This window comes from Kribbella sp. NPDC056345, from assembly GCF_042262745.1.
Classification (GTDB): domain Bacteria; phylum Actinomycetota; class Actinomycetes; order Propionibacteriales; family Kribbellaceae; genus Kribbella.
Genome location: NZ_JBHJQQ010000005.1, coordinates 288,076 through 309,026 on the forward strand (window position 1 = coordinate 288,076; position 20,951 = coordinate 309,026).

A 20,951-nucleotide genomic window follows, 5' to 3' on the forward strand; every position below is an offset into this window, starting at 1 on the left:
GGTCCTTCCTCGAGGTATCCACGCCCCGGCCGGAGGTGCGGCAGCAGCAGTTCCTGACTCCCCAATACCTGGGTCACAGTGGCGGGACCGCCCCGGACTCACACCGGGTTCCTGCACAGCTGACGCTTGACGCCTGCACCCTATCCGACGCCCGACCCGGCAGGATGCGGAACACATCACCTACCGGAGCGGCGGGTCTGGTGAGGTTAGGGGTGGGCGGCGTAGTGGGCGGCTAGGAGGTCGGTGCCCCAGTCGGAGCGGTGGGAGCGCCAAACGGAGTGGATGTGGTTGGCGTTGTCCTGGGTGTTGTCGTACTCGGCCAGGAAGGTGGGGGCGGCCAGGGAGTAGTAGTGGCGGTGGCCGAGGCCGGGGGTGGTTTCGCCGGCCCAGGCGAAGGTGAGGTTCTCGATGCCTTGTTCGGTCAGGTCCTGCCAGGTCTGGAGGCCGATGGGGCCGGCGGCGCGGCCGACGTACTGGCCGACCAGGAGGCTGAGGATCTGGCGCTGGTCGGCGGTCATGTCGCCGTATGCGAGGCCTCGGTGCAGCAGGGACGGGTCTGCGACCGGGTCGTGGCGGGTGAGGATGTCGTCGGGTGCGTCGGGTGAGACGACGGCGACCGCGCGCTGGCTGTCGTCGAGGGCGTGCAGGAGCTGGAAGCCCAGGTCGCCCTCCCCGGCCAGGAAGCGGCGGCCCGACGGGGTGACGGCTGGGTTGGAGCCGATGAACGACGGTGTGAAAGAGATCGCACCGTCGACCAGTGTCAGGTGGATCGCCAGGTGGTGACCGTTCAGCCGCCAGGCCCACGGCTCGAAGGTGGCGGGGTCGCCCAGGATCCGCAGGTAGTAGCGGCCACCCAGGACAGTGCCCTCCCAGTCCCCCGACTCCGGTAGCGCCGGGATACCGCGCAGGAGCACCTCTGCGTCCAGTACGGCGAGTGAATCGGCCAGTCCGCGTTCGCTGCAGCCCACTGCGATCAGCCGGAGCGCCAGCTGCTGCTGTGCCGGTGTCAGCGCGGACAACGGCAGCCCCGGCCGCTCCCCCGGCAGATAGGTCCACTCCTGGTGGTCCGGGGTGTCGAAGGCCGCCTGAATCAGCTCCCGCTGCTCCGGGTTCAGACTCCGCAGCAGGTCGATGGCCGCTTCCCGGGTCTGCTCTACAACCACGCCGATCGCTCCAAGTCCGTGGGCTCATGTGCGGTCGTCCAGCGCTCGAACGGCCGATCCAGCTTGTAACGGTAGTCGGGCTGCCGCAGCAGGACGCGGGTTTCCGCGTTCGCCGGGTTCCGCAGCGTCTCGAAGTACTTGACCGACCAGTGGAACCAGCGCATGCAGAACAGCCGCATGGTCAGCCCGTGTGACACCAGCAGCACGTTGCGGGGCGCATCCGCCTGCTCGAAGTCCCGGTGCATGGTCTCCAGGAAGCTCGATACCCGGTCGTACACATCCGACCCCGACTCACCATGGGTGAACCGGTAGAAGAAGTGCCCGTACGAGTCCCGCAACCGCTCCTGCCGCTCGATGTCCTCGGTGTCCTGGAAGTTCGCCCAGTCCTGCTCCCGCAGCCGCGGTTCCTCGCGCGCGATCCCGATCAGGTCGTCGAGCTTGAGTCCCTTGAGCGTTTGAAGTGTGCGCAGGTACGGCGACACGTAAACCCGGATCGGCTCGTTGTCGAACAGCTCCCGCAGCTCCTGCCCGGCCTTGGCCGCCTGCTCCCACCCGTGCGCCGTCAGCGCGACGGAGTGGTCCGGGACCCGCTCGTAGACCGACTTGTCCAGGTTCGCCTCGGACTCGCCGTGCCGGATCAACGCGATCCGCACCGGCCGTCGACTCAGCCCCATAACCGTCCTCTCGCCACTGCCAGGATCGCGGCCGCACCAGCCGCGGCGACTCCGACTCGCCGAGCCAGCGTCGCCGTCCGCCGCACATCGGCGACCGTCGGTGTCGGCCCGTCCCCCAGCGTGCCACGGTCTTCGGTATAGGACCCGTAGTTGTTCGTCCCGCCCAGTGACAGCCCGAGTGCACCTGCGAAGGCCGCTTCGACCGGACCGGCGTTCGGGCTCGGGTGCTGCGGCGCATCGCGCTTCCACACCCGCCGCGCGTCGCCATAGCGGTTGGAAACAACCCCAGTCAGTACGGCGCACGCCCGCGCCGGCAGGAGGTTCACCAGATCGTCCAGCCGCGCGGACGCCCACCCGAAGTTCGCGTACTTCGGCGACCGGTACCCGACCATCGCATCCAGCGTGTTGATCGCCCGGTACGCCAGCAGCCCCGGCACCCCGAGCACTCCGCCCCACAGCAGCGGTGCAACACACGCATCCGAGGTGTTCTCGGCGATCGACTCCACTGTCGCCCGGGCGAGCTCATCAGCTTCCAGATTCGTCGCATCCCGCGCACAGAGGTGACTGAGCCGATCGCGAGCCGCTGGGATGTCCTTCTCCTCCAGCAGCCCGGCCATCGTCTCCGCCTCACGCTCCAGACTCCGAGCACCCAGTACGGTCCAGGTGGCCGCGGCCGTGAGAAGCGTGTGCACGATCGGCCGATCCCGGGTCAGCCGCTCGACCGCGACTCCCACGAGCGCCGTCGTACCGACCAGAGCAGTCGTGTACGCCGTCCCGGCCGCCCGCGAGTCGGCGTACCAGCGCGACTCCAGCCGGGCCGCGGTCTGGCCGAACCCGGCGACCGGATGGAAACGCCGCGGATCGCCGAGCACCCGGTCGGCGGCGAACCCGAGCAAGAGCCCGAAAGTTGTGGACACCCGGAGAAGTTTGCCAGGTAATAAATGTGCAGGGCCGAGTGTGGCCCAGGAAAGAAATATGCGAGGCTGGGCGGCATGGGTATTGCGGAACTGCTCCGGGCGGTCGACGGCAGCGGCGAGTTCGGGGTCTGGCTCGGGCGGGCGGATGGCACGCCGGTGTTCGAGCACGAAGCGGGGCGGACGCACTACTCCGCGAGCACGATGAAGCTGCCGGTCGCGATGGCGATGCAGCGCAGGATCGATGCTGGTGAACTGACACTGGACCAGCCGGTGCTCGTGCACAACGACTTCGCTTCGCAGGCCGGCGGCCGGTTCGGCGTGAATCCGGATGAGGACGAGGCGCCGGCCACCTGGACCAAGCTCGGCACGAAGGTGCCGCTCGGCTGGCTCGCCACCGAGATGATCACCTTGTCCAGCAACCTGGCCACCGACCTCGTCCTCGAACAGGTCGGCATCGACGCGGCCCACGCCGTACTGGCCGAGTACGGCGACGGCGCCAGCGCGATCCGCCGCGGGATCGACGACCGCGCGGCTCAGGCGGCCGGGATCAGCAACGAGATGAGCCCGGCCGGGCTGGCCGGCGTACTCGTTGCCGTGAGCAACCAGTACCTTCGCGACCTGCTCGCCGGTAACCAGTGGAACGGCGAGATCCCGGCGCTGCTCCCACCTGGTACCCGCGTCGAGCACAAGAACGGCTGGGACCGGCGGATCCGGCACGACGGTGGCATCGTCCGACCTCCGGACGCGGATCCGTTCGTCCTGGTCGTCTGTACGACGTCCGACCTGCCGGACGCACGGGCCCAGCAGCTGATCGCGGAGATCGCCCTGGAAGCCTGGAACCACCGGCACGACCTGGGAGCGATCCGATGAAGCTCACCACGCACCTCATCTCCGCTCCCCTGCACACGCCGTTCATCACCGCACTCCGGACGGCGACGCACGCCGACTCGCTGCTGGTCGAGCTGAGCGACGGCGTCCACAGCGGCTGGGGTGAGGCTCCGCAGGTCTGGAAGGTGACCGGCGAGTCGCTCGCCGGCGCGCAGGCCTGTGTCGAGGGGCCGATCGCGGCCGCGCTGGAGGGCCTCAGCCCGGACGATTTCACCGAGGCATTGCGTCGGGTGCAGAACGCCGTCGCCGGGAACTTCGGCGCGAAGGGCGCGGTCGATGTCGCCCTGCACGACCTGGTCGCGCGGCGACTCGGGGTCAGCCTGCACGGCTTCCTCGGCTCGACGGTCGACACAGTCCGGACCGACGTGACGCTCTCGGTCGGTGACGCGGACGCGCTTGCCGCCGCCGCGAAGGCACGGGTCGCCGACGGGTTCGACGTACTGAAGGTGAAGGTCGGCACCGATGCGGTCGCCGACGTGGAGCGCGTCCGCCGAGTCAGGGACGCCATCGGTCCGGGTCCGCGGTTGCGGCTCGACGCGAACCAAGGCTGGTCGAGGCGGGATGCGGTGACCGCGATCCGCGCGCTGGAGGACTGCGATCTCGAGCTGGTCGAGCAGCCCGTCGTGGCCGCCGACCTCGAAGGGATGACGTGGGTCACCGATCGGGTCGAGACACCGATCCTCGCCGACGAGTCCGTGTACGGCGTCCGCGACCTGGTGGCGGTGATCCGCCATGGCGCCGCCGACATGGTCAACGTGAAGCTGGCCAAGTGCGGTGGGCTCGCGCCGGGCCGGACCCTGCTGGAGCTCGCCCGCGAACACGGTATCCGGACGATCGTCGGCTCGATGATGGAGAGCCACGTCGGGGTCGGCGCCGCAGCCGCTCTGGTCGCGGCCTATCCGACGTCGGCGGTCAACGATCTCGACGCGGCGTGGTGGTTGCGTGACGCACCGGTCACCGGCGGAATCCGGTACGACGGCGCGCTGATCCGTCTTCCGTTTGAGCCTGGTCTCGGCGTGACAGGCTTGTCGGTATGAAGCTTGTCGCTGCCAAGGTCCCGATCAGCACGGTGTGGACCGGACCGGACGCGCCCCGTGACGTCGACGCGCCCGCCACCGCCGAACAGCCCGATGTGGCTGCCTGGGCGAAGTCGATGGACCGGGAGAGCCGCCTCGGCCTGCACGACCGGACGCTGTCCCAGTTGCTGTTCGCGGAACCCGTGCTGGTCCGCTCCGAGCGCGGTGGCTGGTCAGAAATCAGCGCACCGTGGCAGCCGTCGTCGGAGGACGAGCTCGGCTACCGGGGCTGGGTGCCATCGAGCCATCTGGGTGAGCTACCGGGCAGTGCGACCGATCCGGTCGCTGTGACGGTGCCGACCGCGCCCCTGCTCGCAGAGCCGACGGTTGCTGCACCGGTGATGACACTGTCCTTCGGCACGGTGCTGGCGTCGATCGAGCACACCGACGGGTACACGCGGGTTGCCACTCCGGATGGTGGGTCAGGCTGGCTGGCGAACGACGTACTGCGCGCAGTGGCTGAGCCGTCGACTCCGCAGGACCGGTTGCGGCTCGGTGCGCAGTTCCTCGGACTGGAGTACCTGTGGGGAGGCACGTCGGCGTACGGGTTGGACTGCTCCGGGCTGACGCACACCGTCAGCCGCGTGCTCGGTCTGCGGATCCCGCGCGACGCCCACGACCAGGCGGACACGCTGGAGCACATCCCGCTCGACGAGGCACGGCCCGGCGACCTGTACTTCTTCGCCCGCCCGGAGAAGCCGGTGCATCACGTCGGGTTCGTCTCCCCGACCGGGATGCTGCACGCTTCCGAGACCGGGAAGCGGCTCGAGGACGAACCGCTTCCCGACGAGCGCCGCGCGATGCTGGTCGCCGCCGCGCGCTTCTGACCTGACTCAGGCCTTGTTGGCGTCCGAGGCCTCGGGGGCCGGCACGTCCTGTACGTCGTCCTGGACCGGCTCGACCGCGGCCGGGGTGTTGCGGGACTTGCGCAGGCTCAGGACCGTGGTGATACCGAGGGTGACGATGATGAAGCCGAGCGAGAACCAGATCGGGATCTCCGGGGCCCACTCGATGTGGTGACCGCCGTTGATGAACGGCAACTCGTTCACGTGCATCGCGTGCAGGACGAGCTTCACACCGATGAAGGCGAGCACGACCGACAGGCCGAGCGACAGGTAGACCAGCCGCCGCAGCAGGTCGCCGAGCAGGAAGTACAGCTGCCGCAGACCCATCAGGGCGAAGACGTTCGCGGTGAAGACCAGGAAGGGCTCCTGGGTGAGACCGTAGATCGCGGGGATCGAGTCCAGCGCGAAGAGCAGGTCGGTGGTACCGAGCGCGATGATGACGATCGCCATCGGGGTGACGAAGCGCTTGCCGTTCTGGACCACGGTCAGCTTGACGCCGTTGTACTCGTCGGTCGCCTTCAGCCGCTTCTTCGCGAACCGGATGACCGCGTTCTCCTTGTAGTCGTCATCGTCGTTCTCACCCTGCTTGGCCAGGTGGATCGCGGTGTAGACCAGGAACGCGCCGAACAGGTAGAAGATCCAGGAGAACTGGTTGATCGCGGCCGCGCCGACGGCGATGAAGATGCCGCGGAAGACCAGCGCCAGGATGATGCCGACCAGCAGAGCGGTCTGCTGGTACTTCCTCGGCACCGCGAACCTGGACATGATGATCAGGAAGATGAAGAGGTTGTCCACGCTCAGGCTGTACTCGGTCAGCCAGCCGGCGAAGAACTCACCGGCGTACTGCCCACCGGAGAAGACCCAGACGCCGAGCCCGAAGACCACGGCCAGACCGACGTAGAACGAGATGGCGATCGCCGACTCGCGGGTGGTGGGTTCGTGCGGACGGCGGCCGATCACGAACACATCGAAGGCCAGCAGTGCGAGCAGTAGACCGACCGTGATGTACCAAACATAGTCAGCGACGTGCATACGTAACCTCCGGAGCGCAGACGAAACAGGACTCCGAAGGTCTCTTCCGCCGACCACGTGGCCGACCGGCGGCACCGGGCATGGGATCGAACCCACGGCCGTGATGACGATGCCGCCGCGAAGGAATACTCCCCTTCTTCACCCCTAGTCTGACGGGTCGCGGACCAAGACTCCAAATCCAGGACAACATGTCCGCCTGTCGAAATGATCACAGGGCGGTTCGGGAATAGTCACGGACAGTGTCCGCACCGCCTAAGGAACGCTGTACCCACCATCCGCGACTATCACCGCGCCGGTCACGAAACTCGACCGCGGGGACGCCAGGAACAGCACCACCTCGGCGATCTCCTCCGGCGTTCCGATGCGTCCCAACGGCGCCGGAGCACTGCTCACCTGCAGGGCCTCCTCCGGCATGATCGCCAGCAGCGCGTCCGTCCGGACCCCGCCGGCACAGACCGCGTTCACCCGCACGCCCGGACCGAACTCCACCGCCCACGACCTGGTCATCGACTCCAGCGCCGCCTTCGTCCCGCTGTACGCGGCGGCGACCGGCAGGCCGATCCGGGCGCCGATCGAGGACGTGTTCACGATCGTGCCGCCGCCGTTGGCCACCATCCGCGGCGCGATTGCCGCGGTCAGGAAGTAGGCGCTGCGGAGATTCACGTCGTAGATGCGCTGGTATTCGTCCGGGGTGAGCGCGACGGTCGGGACCATCGGGTAGTACCCGGCGTTGTTGGCCAGGATGTCCACGTCACCGACCACCTGCGCCAACCGCTCGACCTCGGCGATCTCGCCGAAGTCAGCCTGCACGTACGTCGCCTCTCCCCCGGCCGCGGTGATCAGTGCGACCGTCTCGGCCCCCTGCTCGGCGCGCCGCCCGGTCACCACCACCTCTGCCCCGGCCGCCGCAAAGCTCTGCGCGATGGCCCTCCCGATCCCCGACGTCGCCCCCGTTACGAGCGCCTTCTTCCCCCACAGCTCAGTCATGCCCCGAGGCTAGATTCGCCTCATGCCCGCTGCCCCGACTCGCCGAGCGCGGCCGGCAAACTGCTCACGTTCGGGCAGGCCGACGGCTCTTGGGGAGCTTCGAGACCACGGTGTCGTACGACGCGTCGATCAGTTCGAGGACCTCGTCGTCCGGTACGGCGCCACCGAACCGGACCGTGTTCCACCCCGACCGCCCGATGTACGGCATCTTCGAAACGTCGTCGGGATAAGCGGCCACCAGCTCATCGGCCTCGTCACGGTTGGCACCACACTTCAACCCAACGCTGTCCGTCCCGAGAAACACGAAGATCTTCTCCGCAACCTTCGCCACCACATCCCCGTCCCACGGCTCGTCCCGCCAAGCCCCCGCCTTCCCCAAGCAGTACTCCAGCACCTCGTCCCGACTCAACCCACCCATCCACCTCTCCTCCCATCCACATCCACCTAACCACCTCCGTCGACCACCCCGCCAGCACAACCCCGCCGCCCCCGCGCCCGCCGCAGCCGACGTTCGGGATCGACTGGAAGTACCGTGCTGCTGGATATCGATTGCCGACGACAATCTCCTTCCACTCGTCGATGATCGCGAGCCCTGCATGCGCGAGTGGCGCCGGTGTGCTGCGCGGGGCGGGTGAAGGGTGGGGTGGAAATAGGGTGGTTGGTATGGGCTCAGTGGTAGTGGCGGCGGTTCAGGCGGGGTCGGTGTTGTTCGATACGGCGGCGACCTTGGTGAAGGCGGAGCACTACGTGCGGGAGGCCGCGGCGGGTGGGGCTCGGCTGGTGGTGTTGCCGGAGGCGTTCCTGGGTGGGTATCCGAAGGGGATGGACTTCGGGGTGACCGTGGGATCGCGGTCGGCGGAAGGGCGCGAGCAGTTCCGGCGGTACCGGGAGGCGGCGATCGCCGTACCGGGGCCGGAGACTGCGCGGCTGGCGGAGTTGGCCGCCGAACTGAAGGTGGATCTGGTGGCTGGGGTGATCGAGCGGGACGGCGGGACGCTGTACTGCACCGCGTTGTTCTTCACGCCCGGTCTCGTCGCCAAGCACCGCAAGCTGATGCCGACCGCGGCCGAGCGCTACCTGTGGGGACAAGGTGACGGCTCGACGATGCCCGCGGTACCGACCGGGTACGGCGTACTGGGGGCGGCGATCTGCTGGGAGAACTACATGCCGTTGTTCCGGCAGAGCATGTACGCGAAGGGCGTCGAGATCTGGTGTGCCCCGACCGTCGACGACCGCGACCAGTGGCAGGCGACGATGCGCCACGTCGCCCTCGAAGGCCGGTGCTTCGTGATCAGCGCCAACCAGTACCTCACCGGCGCCGACGACCACGTGCTCATCAACGGCGGCAGCACGATCATCAACCCCCTCGGCGAAATCCTCGCCGGCCCGGCCCGCACCGGCGAGACCGTCCTCTTCGCCGAACTCGACCTCGCCGACCGGGACCGAGCCGTCTTCGACTTCGACTCGACCGGCCACTACAGCCGCCCGGACATTTTCACGCTGACGGTCGACGAGACCCGCCGCCCCTGACTGGTCCTCTCCGTAGGCGCCGAACTGGTCCTTCAAACCGGACCGGTCCTCGTCGAGGATTGAGGAACAACCAACCACGACAGGAGGAGACTCTCCGATGACCACCGCGCTTCCGGACACCGAACCCCAGACCGCCGCCGGCAAGGTTCTCTGGCACTTCACGATGTCCCTCGACGGCTTCATCGCCGGCCCGAACCACTCGATGGACTGGATGGGCGGCATCACCAACGGGCGCCCCGACATCGCTCAGGAGTACATGAGCACCACCGGCGCCATCCTCGGCGGCCGCGACGGCTTCGAGGCCTTCCCCGACGCCGACTCGACGTACGACGGCAGCTGGCAGGCACCCGTCTTCATCCTCACCCACCACCCCGAGGACGCCCCGCCCACGCCGAACACCACCTTCCTCAACTGCGGCGTCGCCGAAGCCATCCGGCTCGGCCTCGAAGCCGCCAACGGCAAGAACCTGGAGATCCTCTCCGCCTCCATCGGCCGCCAAGCCCTCGCCCTGGGCCTCATCGACGACATCGACCTCCACATCGCCCCCGTCCTGCTCGGCGACGGCATCCGCCTCTTCGACAACCCCGGCGGCACACCGATCAAGCTCCAACTCCTCAACGGCACCAACCCCACCACCGAGATCAACGTCCGCTACCGCCCAACGCCTACAGGTGCGGTCTAGATTCCGCAGCTCGGAGCGCGCCATACGACGGCCGGGTTGATGCCGTCGTCGTCGTTCTCGAATCGGCTGTCGACATGGGTGTGGTCGTCATGGCCCGGGTAGCCGGGACCGAAGATGCCGCTGAAGCCTGCGTCGCGGGCGGCCAGTGCAATAGTGCACAACGAGGCGGTACTGGAGTCCAGGTCGGCTGCGTTGCCGTAGTGGTGCTGACTGTTGTTGTTGTCGCCGCAGCCGGGTGTGTGCCGGAAGCCGGATGTCACAGTGAGCGGCCGGTCGCCGAGCTTCTTGCGGAGCGCTTCGAGCTTCCACATGACGCGCAGCGCGTTGTCCTTGGCTTTCGCTGCCGGGACCCGGCCGCCGTCATAGCCGTCGCCACAGTCATCGTCCATCTCGGTGAACGAGAAGTGGGCAGGCGTGCAGTCAGCGTCTTGCAGCTCGTAGATCTTGCCGAACGTCTGTGGTCCCGCGACGCCGTCCGACCCCAAGCCGTAGCCGGTCTGGAAACGTTTGACCGCATTCTCGGTGAGAGGCCCGAATTTGCCGTCGGGCAGCACGACCTGCTGGCCCGATGTCCAGCCCGCCACTCTGATCTGCAGCTGCCGCACGTCCTCCCCGGCCATTCCCGAGCGCAGCGTTCGCGGCCAGGTGTAGCACTCATCGGCGTACGCCGGTGTCGCCGGGACGGCCAGAATCGCGCCGGCCGTCACCAGGGCGAGTAATGCCGCCAGTAGTTTTCGGAGTCTCATGTCGTCCATACCTTTCGTCTGGTTGTCGTTACGGACGAAGAGGCAGCTCAGGTGGCGAAGGTTGGCCGCAGAAACCGCGGACGGAATACCCGTGACGCATGCAACCTTTCCGGTGAGAATTGCCTCTTGTCGGTCATGACGCCCAAACCCGTTGCTGGTGAGGTGGACAGACTGCAGCTGAGTCGCGGGACCGTGCTCCGAGCCGACTTCGAGGCGTTCGTCGCAGCTCGGTACGGCGCGCTGCTCGGGCTGGCGTACCTTCTCACTCAGGACCGCCAGCTCGCGGAGGACCTGGTTCAGACCACGCTCGCTCGGTGCTGGCTGGCCTGGCCGCGCATCAACTCCGAGGATCCGGCAGCCTACGTACGACGTGTCATGGTGAACGCCCGCACCGAATGGTGGCGCCGCAAGCAGCACGGTGTCGAAGTACCTATCTCCGACATCGGTGAGGTCGCCGTCTCGCACCGCCATGTCGGCAGTGGTTCTCCCGATCTTGTCGAGCAAGCGGAGCTGATCGCCGCTTTGCGGACCTTGCCGAAAAAGATGTGCGCTGTCGTTGTCCTTCGCTACTTCGAAGACCTGACCGAAGCCGAGACCGCGCGGGTCCTGGGGTGCTCGATCGGAACGGTGAAGAGCCAGACCCACCGGGCGCTGGGCAAGCTCCACCACGAGCTCGGACTGATGCGTTCAGTGGAGGAACGATGACACCGGATGAACTCAGCACCCTGCTGAAGCGTGCCGGCCGGCCCGTCGACTCACCGGTCGATCCTGTGCCGCTGATCCGTCACCGGGCTCTCGCCGTACGCCGCCGCCGCGTGATCGCGACGGCCGGAACGCTCGCCGCTGTCGTGATCGCCGGGTTGGGGATCTACGGCCAAGATCGTTCGACGGGTCTGCCGGACCCCATCGCCCCGACCACAACGGACCGATCCCCCAGAGCCCAAGGGCTTCTACCGGAGGAGGCTCAAGGCGCTTTGCTGCCGGAGCGACTGGGAGACCTGACCAAGGTGGCGGATCTCAAGGTTCCACCGCTCGACACCAACGATCCTGACGAAGGATCCGGCCCGACCCAGCCGGGCGACGAGGTCCGCATTGCCTATATGTGTAAGGGGACGAATGCCCCGGCGGGCGCTCAGCCCTACGTTCTGGTGCGCGCCGAACGCGCGGGCGGCAAGACAACCCAGGACCCTCTGAGGATCAACTTGCCGCACTGTCTGCTCGACATACCGCAGGTTGCCAGCACCCAGATCCCAGCAGGCTGGCCGTCCCGGAAGCTCTACGTGGCAGCGTCGCATCGGGGTGGCCGGAAGCACCCCTTGGTCCGTCGACGCCATGGGCGCGGTCTATCGCAAGCCACCTCGCTGACGCTTCGAGTGGCTGGCTGACGCTCTGGCGAGCGCTACTTGGCGCCGGCGTTGGTCATTTGGCGGAGTTCCTTCTTGAGTTCGGAGATTTCGTCGCGGTAGCGGGCGGCTACCTCGAACTGGAGCTCGGCGGCGGCGTTGTGCATCTGGTCGGTGAGTTGCTGGATGAGGTCGGCCAGGTCGGAGGACGGGAGGCCGCCGGCCAGCTCGCGGGCCTTCTCGCCGACGCGGCCCTTGCCGCCGCCGGGGGTCGGGGCCTTGCCGCGGGACTGGTTGCGGCCGGAGCCGAGGAGCTCGGCGGTGTCGGCGTCCTCGCGGGCGAGCATGTCGGTGATGTCGGCGATCTTCTTCCGCAGGGGCTGCGGGTCGACACCGTGCTCGAGGTTGTAGGCGACCTGTTTGGCGCGCCGCCGGTTGGTCTCGTCGATCGCCATCTCCATCGACGGCGTGATCTTGTCGGCGTACATGAACACCGCACCCGACACGTTCCGCGCGGCGCGGCCGATGGTCTGGATCAGCGACCGCCCGGAGCGCAGGAAGCCTTCCTTGTCCGCGTCCAGGATCGCGACCAGCGACACCTCGGGCAGGTCGAGACCTTCACGGAGCAGGTTGATGCCGACCAGTACGTCGTACTCCCCCATCCGCAGCTCGCGGAGCAGCTCGACCCGGCGCAGGGTGTCGACCTCGCTGTGCAGGTATCTGGTCCGGATGCCCATCTCCAGCAGGTAGTCGGTCAGGTCCTCCGACATCTTCTTGGTCAGCGTCGTGACCAGGACGCGCTCGTTGCGCTCGGTCCGGAGCCGGATCTCGTGGATCAGGTCGTCGATCTGGCCCTTGGTCGGCTTGACGATCACCTCGGGGTCGATCAGGCCGGTCGGCCGGATGATCTGCTCGACGAAGCCGTCGGACTTGTCCTGCTCGTACTGCCCCGGGGTCGCGGAGAGGTAGACCGTCTGGCCGATCCGCTCCAGGAACTCCTCCCAGCGCAGCGGCCGGTTGTCCATCGCCGACGGCAGCCGGAAGCCGTGCTCGACCAGGGTCCGCTTGCGGGACATGTCACCCTCGTACATCCCGCCGATCTGCGGGACCGTCACGTGCGACTCGTCGATGACGAGCAGGAAGTCCTCGGGGAAGTAGTCGAGCAGGCAGTGCGGCGCCGTCCCGGGCTCGCGGCCGTCGGTGTGCCGGGAGTAGTTCTCGATCCCGGAGCAGGTGCCGATCTGGCGCATCATCTCGATGTCGTACGTCGTCCGCATCCGCAGCCGCTGGGCCTCCAGCAACTGGCCGGCGCGCTCGAGCTCGGCCAGCCGCTCGGCCAGCTCGGCCTCGATCGAGGTGATCGCGCGCTCCATCTTCTCCGGCGCGGTCACGTAGTGCGTCGCGGCACCGATGTAGAGCTCGTTCTCCTCGCTCAGCACCTCACCGGTCAACGGGTGCAGCGTCATCACCCGCTCGATCTCGTCACCGAAGAACTCGACCCGGACGGCCAGCTCCTGGTAGACCGGGAAGACCTCGAGCGTGTCGCCGCGGACCCGGAAGGTGCCGCGGGTGCCGGCCAGGTCGTTGCGCGCGTACTGCACGCCGACCAGCTTGCGGAGCAGGCCGTCGCGATCCATCTCGTCGCCGACCTTCACGTGGATCATCCGGTTCAGGTACTCGTCGGCGGAGCCCAGGCCGTAGATACAGGAGACGGTCGCGACCACGATGACGTCGCGGCGGGTCAGCAGCGACCAGGTCGCCGAGTGCCGGAGCCGCTCGACCTCCTCGTTGATCGAGGAGTCCTTCTCGATGTAGGTGTCCGTCTGCGGGACGTACGCCTCGGGCTGGTAGTAGTCGTAGTACGAGACGAAGTACTCGACCGCGTTCTCCGGGAAGAAGTGCCGCAGCTCGGTCGCGAACTGCGCGGCGAGCGTCTTGTTCGGCTGCAGGATCAGCATCGGGCGCTGGATCTTCTCCGCCAGCCAGGCCATCGTCGCCGTCTTACCCGTACCGGTGGCACCCAGCAGTACGACGTCCTGCTCGCCGGCGTTGATCCGCCGCTCGAGCTCCGCGATCGCAGCCGGCTGGTCACCGGCCGGATCGAAGTCGGACACCACCTTGAGCGGCGCCACCATACGCTGGAGATCCGTGACCTGTCTCATGGGTCCAACCGTACGGGGCGCCGCCGACAAAAACTTAAAACCGCAGGTCAGAAGCTCTTTTCCACGCTGGCGTTCATCGACTGGAGCTGGTTGTAGCGGCGCTCGTAGACCCGCGCCTCGAGCCCGGCGTCGGTGGCCGTGACGCGGTCCCACTTGTCCGAGTACGCCGTCACGAAGCCCTTGTAGTCGATCAGGCCGTTCTTGCTGGTCTTGATCTTCGCCGTGTAGTTCAGCGCGTAGCAGGTCTTGATCGCCGGGTTGGCCGGCTTGCACACCTCACCCTTGCCGATCACCACGTTCTGCATCCCGTTCGACTCGATGTCGACCAGGTGCTCGGCGAACCCCTTCGCGTCGTACAACTCGGTCTGCCGGACCCAGTAGTACCCGTCGATCAGGCCGCGGACGTTGAACTGCTGCAGGATGTAGTTCCGCCCGGACTTGGACCTCGGGTCCGGCAGCCAGCCCTTGGCCGGGGTGAACCAGATCCCGCGGCCGACCTCGACACCGACGTCGTTCGCGCCCTTGGAGTCGTCCGGCTTCGAGCCGGCCGGCGGCGTGTACAGGGTGCCGGGCGCGTCCGGGGTCTGGACCGCGGCCGGCTTCTCGTCGCCACCACCGGTCACCAGCAGGACGACGCCGACCGCGACCAGGACGATCGCGAGCGCCGCGCAGCCGATGATGATGAACTGCGACCGGTTCGACTTGGCCGGCCGGCCCGGCGGGCGGCCAGGACCCGGCCCCCAGCCGCCGGGACCCGCGGGTCCCGCGCCACCGGGACCGCTGCCCCAGCCACCGGGTGCGGCGGCCGGCGGCGGGCCCGGAGGTGGTCCGTACTGCTGACTCATAGCTTTTCCTCGTGGTGTCGGGGGTTCGTCACAAGCTGTCGAGAACCGACGTCTTCATCTGGGCGGCGTCCGCCTCGGCCTTGGGCGCGAAGTCGGTGCGGGTCCGGAAGTCCAGCGCGGTGGCCACCTTGTCCTTGCGCAGGTAGACCTCCACGTAGCCCTGGACCGCGACGTCCTGACCGGCCTTGTCCTTGGCCGTGGAGGTGTAGCTCATCGCGATGCACTCCTCCAGGACGTCCTTGGGGCACGGCAGGTTCCGCTCGTCACCGAGCTTGGCGATCTCGTTCTCGGTCTCGCCCTCGATGATCGCGAGCAGGTACGCCTTCGCGGTCACGTTCTCCTTCTGGCGGACCCAGAAGAACGCCCGCGCCTCACCGTTCGGTGCATAGGTGACGAGTTCCTTGCCCTGCTTCTCGGTCTCCAGCACACTCCAGCCCGGAGCCGGTACGACGGAGACACCGAACGCCACCGGGATCGCACCGGCCGGCGGCGTGTACGACGTCGTCGGCGTACTCGCGCTCGGAGTCGTCGACGGGATCGGGTCGGCGCTCTTGCCGCCGCCACCGGACAGCAGCACCAGAGCCACCGCGACCAGCGCGACGACGACCAGACCGGCACCGATCGGCAGCAGCACCGGAGGGATCCGCGGCCGCTTCTTCGCCGGCGGCGGGCGGCGCAGCGAAGGCGGTCCGACCTTGTCACCCCACGCGGACGACGTCTCGGTGGCCGGACCGTCACCCTGCTCAGGCCCCGGCCCGGACCACGGCGACGCCGTACCGCCGGGTGCCGGTGGTACTTCGAGGTTCCACGGGGACGGCGGCAGCGCCGGTGCCGGCGCTGCCGCTGGGTCCTCGTCGGGGCCGGGTTTGCTCACCCACGGGTTGCTGTCCCCGGCCCCCTTGTCACGTTTCCCGGTCACTGGCTGTTGAGCACCGACTTCAGCATCGCAGCGCTGTCCGCCTGTGCGGTCGTGACCTTGTCCTTACGGGCGAGCACCCGGACCAGGGTGATGACACCGTCCCTGCGCTCGATCACGCCGACGTAGCCGACGATCTCGGTGCTGCCCTGCTGACCGGTCGACAGACCGGAGTAAGCCTGGGTGACGGCGGTCTTGATCTTCGACTCGGCACCCGGCGTGGCCCGCACCGGCTCCTTGGTCTTCACGTCCTTCACCGACTTGGTCTCGGCGGTCAGCAGCTTCGGCAGGACGGTGTCGGCCGTCTCACCTTCGGCCTTGAACACCTGGACCATGAAGTAGGCCTCACCCGTCTTGAGCAGGTAGACGCCCTTGAAGTCCTTCAGTTCCTTGCGGACGTAGCCCGCGGCCGGCTTCACGAAGACGCCTTCGCCGACCTCGATGCCCTCGTCGGTGTTGGCCGGCTGCTCGGGCTGGTTGGTGCCGTTGTCACCGCCACCGGTCTCCGGAGGCGGTGATACCTGCTTCTTGTCGTCACCGCCACCGAAGATCAGCGCGAGCACGATGCCGATCACCGCGACGACGACCAGTCCACCACCGGCCAGGTACAGGACCTTGTTGTTGCCCTTGCCACGCGGGGCTCCGCCGCCGTACTGCGGCTGTCCCGGGTACCCCTGCTGCGGGAACTGCTGCTGCCCGGGGTAGCCCTGCTGCTGCGGCGGCGGGTACTGCTGCTGCCCGTACGGCGGTTGTCCCGGCGGCTGGCCGTAACCAGGCGGCGGTCCCTGCGGGGGCTGCTGGCCATAGCCAGGCGGGGGCCCCTGCGGAGGCTGCTGCTGAGGCGGCGGACCGTACCCCGGCGGCGGTCCCTGCGGAGGCGGACCGTACCCAGGCGGCGGCCCCTGCGGAGGCGGACCGTAGCCAGGCGGCGGACCCTGCGGCGGCTGGCCCTGCGGAGGCTGACCCTGCCCGTACGGAGGTTGCTGGTTGCTCATGCCTGCGTCTCCCCAGTCGTCACGTCGTACCCACTCGCTGTCGCCGGTGCGGTCACGCCACGGGCCGACTTCGGCACCGAGCGGACGGAGTTGCCACAGGCGGAGCAGAAGTCCGAGTGCGGCAGCAGCGGCATCTCACAGCGCGAGCAGAAGGCCTGGTCGCCGGAGGCGTGGTTGGAACCGCCGCGTGCGGCCGACTCCAGTGCCGCCTCGAGCAGGCCCTTGTGCAGCACGGTCCGGACCCGGATGATCAGTGCGCCCAGGAGCAACAGGCCCCAGAGTGCACCGAGTACGGCGCCGATCGTCGAGCCGTGACCGCCGACGAAGCCGAGCAGGTAGACACCGCCCTGGAACAGCGCGTTCACCGCGATGGCCTGCAGCAGGGCGCTCACCCAGCGGGGCGTGAAGCCGTCGTACCCGGCGCCGAGGCCGGAGAACTCCGCACCGGCCAGGCCGGTCGCCGAACCGTAGATCAGCGGCTTGATGAAACCGTGCAGCACCACGATCGAGATCCAGGTGCCGGCACTGCTGCCCGGACCGGCGAAGCCGCCGCTGATCCAGCCCCAGTGCAGCACGAGCGTCTCGAAGCAGGCGAAACCGACGCCGGCCACCACACCGAAGGTGAAGCCGTCCATCAGGTCGTCGTACCGCGGCCGCGAGGCCAGGTACAGCGGGCCGATCTGGCGGATCAGCTCCGACACGACCGGCACCAACAGGAGCAGGATCAGCAGATCGCGCCCGGACGGACCGACGTCGTTCGACCCGATGGTGTCGGTGGTCAGCGAGATGCTGTCCGACCACAGCCAGGTGAAGACGGCCGCCAGTATGCCGGTCAGCACGAAGGCTGCCGCGACGACCGGGATCGGCTCGTCCTCCCACAGGTTCACGTCGTACAGATAGAGGATGTAGACGATCGGTACCGAGAAGGCCGCCACCATGATCGCCACCGGCAGCGCACCGAGTGCGGCCGTCACGACGGTCAGCAGCAGCGCGATGCCGAGTGCGACCTTGTACGTGTAGGGCTGCTTACCCGAGCCCTGCGGCATGATTGTGGAAACCAGCTTGAACGACGCGACCGACTCGTCGGGCCTCGCCGCGTACGCGTTCTTGCGCTCCGTGTCCCCGGACCGCAGGTCGTTGCCACAGTGGTGGCAATACCGCGAGACCTCGGGGACGTCAGAGTTGCAGCGCGGACACACCACGCCATCCTCCCTACTTCGGGGCTTTCGGACCGGACAGATTGTCGTACAACCGATCCCGGAAACATCATTTACCGCGCAGGGGTCACGCTTTCGTGTCCGGACCGTGCCCTGCGCGCTGCCGCAGAGTGGTCCACACCTCATTGACCCGGGTGTCCAGCTCGGCCAGCGTTCCGTCGTTCTCGACCACCAGGTCGGCAACGGCCAGCCGCTGCTCACGCGTGGCCTGGCTGGCGATCCGCTGCTCGGCCTCGGCTTCCGCCATCTTTCGTTGCTGTGTCAGCCTTTCCAGCTGGACAGCAGCCGGTACGTCGACCACCAGCACCACGTCGAATCCGCCGGCCTGGCCGGTCTCGACCAGCAACGGAATGTCGTGCACCACGATCGCATCGTCCGGCGCCGCGGCCTCGATCTCAGCAGCCCGGGCGCGCACGCGCGGATGAATGATCGCCTCCAGCCGGCGTCGCGCCTCGGCATCACCGAACACGATCCGCCCGACCGCGGGACGATCCATCTCCCCCTCGGCTGTCAGCACCTCGGGCCCGAACGCGGCCACCACCTCGGCCAGTCCGTCGGTCCCCTTGGCCACCACCTCGCGCGCCAGCACGTCGGAATCGATCACGATCGCACCTCGCGCCGCCAGCCGCGACGACACCGCACTCTTACCGGATCCGATTCCGCCGGTCAGTCCAACTCGTAGCACGGGACCTACTATGGCTTATGGGGTGGAGAAGACGACGCCAGGACCTGCGTGAGTTGAAGCATGTCCGGCTGATGGCGGAAGAGGACGCCATCGTTTTCGGCGAGGAGCTGACGCGGTTCGGGGATGCTCATGAGGTCGGTGCCGATGCGCGGCACGACTACCAGACCGCACTGGACGCCTACGAAAGAGCCAAGCGGCTCGTCGACAAGCTGAAGACTGTCGAGTCGATCAGCGCGGTGATCGACACGTTGACCGCCGGGCGCTACGCACTGGCCTGTGCGCGAGCCCGGGTCGACGGGGTGCCACTGCCAGAGCGCCGTACGCCGTGCTTCTTCAACCCGCAGCACGGACCAGCGAGCGTGGACGTGGTGTGGACGCCGCGCAGCGGCCCGACTCGCAAGGTGCCGGCCTGTGCGCAGGACGCCGCCCGGATCAAGGCCGGTGAGGATCCACCGGTGCGCCTGGTCCGGTACGGCGGACAGCAGGTGCCGGCCTGGGAAGCGGGTGCTCCGAACGAGCCGTACCGTATCGGCTTCTTCACCTCGAGTACGGCGCGCGCCGTGGTGATCGAGCTGAAGACCCGGATGAAGGGTGAGGGCGGCGGCGACTGGGGCAACGGCTTCCGCACCTCCAAACGCCGCGGCCCCTAGACGTGCGAGACCCCCGCACCCAGAAGGATGCGGGGGTCTCGGCGAACTACTGAGCTGATCAGCCCTGGCCGGTCAGCTTCTCGCGCAGAGCCTGCAGGGCCTCGTCGGAAGCGAGCGCGCCCTCGGCGGGAGCGTCGTCCTTCGGAGCCGCAGTGCCACCACCGGTGGCCGAGGAGTACGTGGAGGCCTCGCCGGCCTCGACGTCCGCCGTCTTGGCGTCCTCGATCTGCTTCTTGTGGGCCTCCCAGCGCAGGTGGGCCTCGGCGTACTGCCGCTCCCACTCCTCACGCTGAGCATCGAAGCCCTCGAGCCACTCGCCCGTCTCCGGGTCGAAGCCGTCGGGGTAGATGTAGTTGCCCTGCTCGTCGTACGTCGCCGCCATGCCGTACAGCGTGGGGTCGAAGTCGTCGGAGACCGGGTCGACACCCTCGTTGGCCTGCTTCAGCGACAGCGAGATCCGGCGACGCTCGAGGTCGATGTCGATGATCTTGACCATCACATCGTCGTTCACCTGAACGACCTGCTCCGGGATCTCGACGTGACGCTCGGCCAGCTCGGAGATGTGCACCAGACCCTCGATGCCCTCCTCCACGCGGACGAACGCACCGAACGGCACCAGCTTGGTGACCTTACCCGGGACGATCTGGCCCATCTGGTGGGTCCGGGCGAACTGCTGCCACGGGTCTTCCTGGGTCGCCTTCAGCGACAGCGAGACGCGCTCGCGGTCCATGTCGACGTCCAGGACCTCGACGGTGACCTCCTGGCCGACCTCGACAACCTCGGTCGGGTGGTCGATGTGCTTCCAGGACAGCTCCGAGACGTGCACCAGACCGTCGACGCCGCCGAGGTCCACGAACGCACCGAAGTTGACGATCGAGGAGACGACACCCTTGCGGATCTGGCCCTTCTGCAGCTGGGTGAGGAAGTTCATCCGCACCTCGGACTGCGTCTGCTCCAGCCAGGCGCGACGCGACAGAACCACGTTGTTGCGGTTCTTGTCGAGCTCGATGATCTTGGCCTCGATCTCCTGGCCGACGTACGGCTGGAGGTCGCGGACGCGACGCATCTCGACGAGCGAGGCGGGCAGGAAGCCACGGAGGCCGATGTCCAGGATGAGACCACCCTTGACGACCTCGATGACGGTACCGGTGACGACACCGTCCTCTTCCTTGATCTTCTCGATCGTGCCCCAGGCCTTCTCGTACTGGGCGCGCTTCTTGGAGAGGATCAGGCGGCCTTCTTTGTCCTCCTTCTGGAGAACCAGGGCCTCGACGTGATCGCCGACGTTGACGACCTCGTTCGGGTCGACGTCGTGCTTGATCGACAGCTCGCGGGAGGGGATCACGCCTTCGGTCTTGTAACCGATGTCGAGGAGGACCTCGTCCCGGTCGACCTTGACGATGGTGCCCTCAACGATGTCGCCGTCGTTGAAGTACTTGATGGTCAGATCGATCGCCGCGAGGAAGTCTTCCTCCGACCCGATGTCATTGACCGCTACCTGCGGGGTGCTGCGTACTGCGGGGTCGAGAGGTGCCTCGATGCTGGCCGTCATGTGGTGGGTTGCTCCGTGGACTGGTGGTCTAGTCAGGTGCGTATGA

General features: G+C 67.7%; 22 protein-coding genes and 1 riboswitch. Of the genes, 8 read left to right on the top strand and 14 right to left on the bottom strand.

The features are described from left to right. Positions 1-28: 28 nt before the first annotated feature. Positions 29-152: riboswitch (cobalamin riboswitch) on the bottom strand. Between the two features lie 54 nt (positions 153-206). The 3 genes from ACFCV3_RS20115 to ACFCV3_RS20125 are packed head-to-tail and all read right to left on the bottom strand — an operon-like array spanning position 207 to position 2,754. Next, positions 207-1,163: a DUF3500 domain-containing protein gene (locus tag ACFCV3_RS20115; RefSeq protein WP_376031837.1), complete on the bottom strand. Its 957-nt coding sequence runs from the start codon at positions 1,161-1,163 to the stop codon at positions 207-209. Next, entirely contained in the window at positions 1,154-1,837 is a 684-nt protein-coding gene (locus ACFCV3_RS20120; RefSeq protein ID WP_376031839.1) for a phosphoglycerate mutase family protein, read from the bottom strand. The genes ACFCV3_RS20115 and ACFCV3_RS20120 overlap by 10 nt, the downstream gene beginning before the upstream one ends. Then, complete coding sequence (locus ACFCV3_RS20125) at positions 1,828-2,754, bottom strand: cobalamin biosynthesis protein (protein ID WP_376031841.1); 927 nt, start codon at positions 2,752-2,754, stop codon at positions 1,828-1,830. Before ACFCV3_RS20125 ends, ACFCV3_RS20120 begins: the two co-directional genes overlap by 10 nt. A gap of 75 nt (positions 2,755-2,829) precedes the next feature. Here ACFCV3_RS20125 and ACFCV3_RS20130 point away from each other — a divergent pair, with 75 nt between their 5' ends. Genes ACFCV3_RS20130 through ACFCV3_RS20140 form a run of 3 tightly spaced genes read left to right on the top strand, consistent with a single transcriptional unit; the run spans position 2,830 to position 5,545 of the window. Then, entirely contained in the window at positions 2,830-3,624 is a 795-nt protein-coding gene (locus tag ACFCV3_RS20130) for a serine hydrolase (RefSeq protein WP_376031843.1), read from the top strand. Continuing rightward, positions 3,621-4,679, top strand: coding sequence for a mandelate racemase/muconate lactonizing enzyme family protein (locus ACFCV3_RS20135; protein ID WP_376031845.1), 1,059 nt, complete (start codon positions 3,621-3,623; stop codon positions 4,677-4,679). Before ACFCV3_RS20130 ends, ACFCV3_RS20135 begins: the two co-directional genes overlap by 4 nt. After that, complete coding sequence (locus ACFCV3_RS20140; RefSeq protein WP_376031847.1) at positions 4,676-5,545, top strand: NlpC/P60 family protein; 870 nt, start codon at positions 4,676-4,678, stop codon at positions 5,543-5,545. Before ACFCV3_RS20135 ends, ACFCV3_RS20140 begins: the two co-directional genes overlap by 4 nt. Before the next feature lie 6 nt (positions 5,546-5,551). On the opposite strand, the gene ACFCV3_RS20145 is transcribed toward ACFCV3_RS20140, so the two are convergent. From ACFCV3_RS20145 to ACFCV3_RS20155, 3 genes are all read right to left on the bottom strand, one after another. Continuing rightward, positions 5,552-6,595, bottom strand: a complete 1,044-nt coding sequence (locus tag ACFCV3_RS20145) for a TerC family protein (protein WP_376031849.1) — start codon at positions 6,593-6,595, stop codon at positions 5,552-5,554. A 252-nt stretch (positions 6,596-6,847) separates the two neighbouring features. Further along, positions 6,848-7,582, bottom strand: coding sequence for an SDR family NAD(P)-dependent oxidoreductase (locus ACFCV3_RS20150; protein ID WP_376031850.1), 735 nt, complete (start codon positions 7,580-7,582; stop codon positions 6,848-6,850). Positions 7,583-7,646: 64 nt separating this feature from the next. Further along, entirely contained in the window at positions 7,647-8,000 is a 354-nt protein-coding gene (locus ACFCV3_RS20155; protein WP_376031852.1) for an MmcQ/YjbR family DNA-binding protein, read from the bottom strand. A 245-nt stretch (positions 8,001-8,245) separates the two neighbouring features. On the opposite strand from ACFCV3_RS20155, the gene ACFCV3_RS20160 reads away from it, so the two are divergent. Together ACFCV3_RS20160 and ACFCV3_RS20165 are read left to right on the top strand one after the other, a co-directional pair. Next, positions 8,246-9,112: a nitrilase-related carbon-nitrogen hydrolase gene (locus tag ACFCV3_RS20160; protein WP_376031854.1), complete on the top strand. Its 867-nt coding sequence runs from the start codon at positions 8,246-8,248 to the stop codon at positions 9,110-9,112. Between the two features lie 97 nt (positions 9,113-9,209). Further along, a complete protein-coding gene (locus tag ACFCV3_RS20165) occupies positions 9,210-9,794 on the top strand; it encodes a dihydrofolate reductase family protein (RefSeq protein WP_376031856.1) in 585 nt (194 codons plus the stop codon). Here ACFCV3_RS20165 and ACFCV3_RS20170 read toward each other — a convergent pair. Beyond that, positions 9,791-10,540: a D-Ala-D-Ala carboxypeptidase family metallohydrolase gene (locus ACFCV3_RS20170; RefSeq protein ID WP_376031858.1), complete on the bottom strand. Its 750-nt coding sequence runs from the start codon at positions 10,538-10,540 to the stop codon at positions 9,791-9,793. The two genes, ACFCV3_RS20165 and ACFCV3_RS20170, sit on opposite strands and share 4 nt — an antisense overlap. 162 nt (positions 10,541-10,702) lie before the next feature. Here ACFCV3_RS20170 and ACFCV3_RS20175 point away from each other — a divergent pair, with 162 nt between their 5' ends. Next, positions 10,703-11,245: a SigE family RNA polymerase sigma factor gene (locus tag ACFCV3_RS20175; protein WP_376031860.1), complete on the top strand. Its 543-nt coding sequence runs from the start codon at positions 10,703-10,705 to the stop codon at positions 11,243-11,245. After that, the gene (locus ACFCV3_RS20180) at positions 11,242-11,925 is read left to right on the top strand and encodes a hypothetical protein (protein ID WP_376031862.1); all 684 of its coding nucleotides are present in this window, start codon (positions 11,242-11,244) and stop codon (positions 11,923-11,925) included. Before ACFCV3_RS20175 ends, ACFCV3_RS20180 begins: the two co-directional genes overlap by 4 nt. Positions 11,926-11,939: 14 nt before the next feature. Here the strand turns inward: ACFCV3_RS20180 and uvrB are convergent, their stop codons facing one another. The 6 genes from uvrB to coaE form a co-directional block, all read right to left on the bottom strand. After that, positions 11,940-14,045 (bottom strand): excinuclease ABC subunit UvrB, encoded by a 2,106-nt coding sequence (gene uvrB / locus ACFCV3_RS20185; protein ID WP_376031864.1) that lies wholly within the window; start codon positions 14,043-14,045, stop codon positions 11,940-11,942. Positions 14,046-14,092: 47 nt separating this feature from the next. Then, the gene (locus ACFCV3_RS20190) at positions 14,093-14,890 is read right to left on the bottom strand and encodes a hypothetical protein (protein ID WP_376031866.1); all 798 of its coding nucleotides are present in this window, start codon (positions 14,888-14,890) and stop codon (positions 14,093-14,095) included. 28 nt (positions 14,891-14,918) lie between these two features. Continuing rightward, positions 14,919-15,809: a hypothetical protein gene (locus ACFCV3_RS20195; protein WP_376031868.1), complete on the bottom strand. Its 891-nt coding sequence runs from the start codon at positions 15,807-15,809 to the stop codon at positions 14,919-14,921. Beyond that, complete coding sequence (locus ACFCV3_RS20200; RefSeq protein ID WP_376031870.1) at positions 15,806-16,801, bottom strand: hypothetical protein; 996 nt, start codon at positions 16,799-16,801, stop codon at positions 15,806-15,808. Before ACFCV3_RS20200 ends, ACFCV3_RS20195 begins: the two co-directional genes overlap by 4 nt. Beyond that, positions 16,798-18,000, bottom strand: coding sequence for a PrsW family glutamic-type intramembrane protease (locus ACFCV3_RS20205; RefSeq protein WP_376031872.1), 1,203 nt, complete (start codon positions 17,998-18,000; stop codon positions 16,798-16,800). Before ACFCV3_RS20205 ends, ACFCV3_RS20200 begins: the two co-directional genes overlap by 4 nt. Before the next feature lie 85 nt (positions 18,001-18,085). Further along, positions 18,086-18,703 carry a dephospho-CoA kinase gene (gene coaE / locus ACFCV3_RS20210; protein ID WP_376031874.1) on the bottom strand — a complete coding sequence of 206 codons (618 nt, stop codon included), beginning with the start codon at positions 18,701-18,703 and terminating at the stop codon, positions 18,086-18,088. 71 nt (positions 18,704-18,774) lie between these two features. On the opposite strand from coaE, the gene ACFCV3_RS20215 reads away from it, so the two are divergent. After that, positions 18,775-19,353 carry a hypothetical protein gene (locus ACFCV3_RS20215; protein ID WP_376031876.1) on the top strand — a complete coding sequence of 193 codons (579 nt, stop codon included), beginning with the start codon at positions 18,775-18,777 and terminating at the stop codon, positions 19,351-19,353. A gap of 58 nt (positions 19,354-19,411) precedes the next feature. Here the strand turns inward: ACFCV3_RS20215 and rpsA are convergent, their stop codons facing one another. Further along, complete coding sequence (rpsA, locus tag ACFCV3_RS20220) at positions 19,412-20,905, bottom strand: 30S ribosomal protein S1 (RefSeq protein ID WP_376031878.1); 1,494 nt, start codon at positions 20,903-20,905, stop codon at positions 19,412-19,414. Positions 20,906-20,951: the final 46 nt, after the last annotated feature.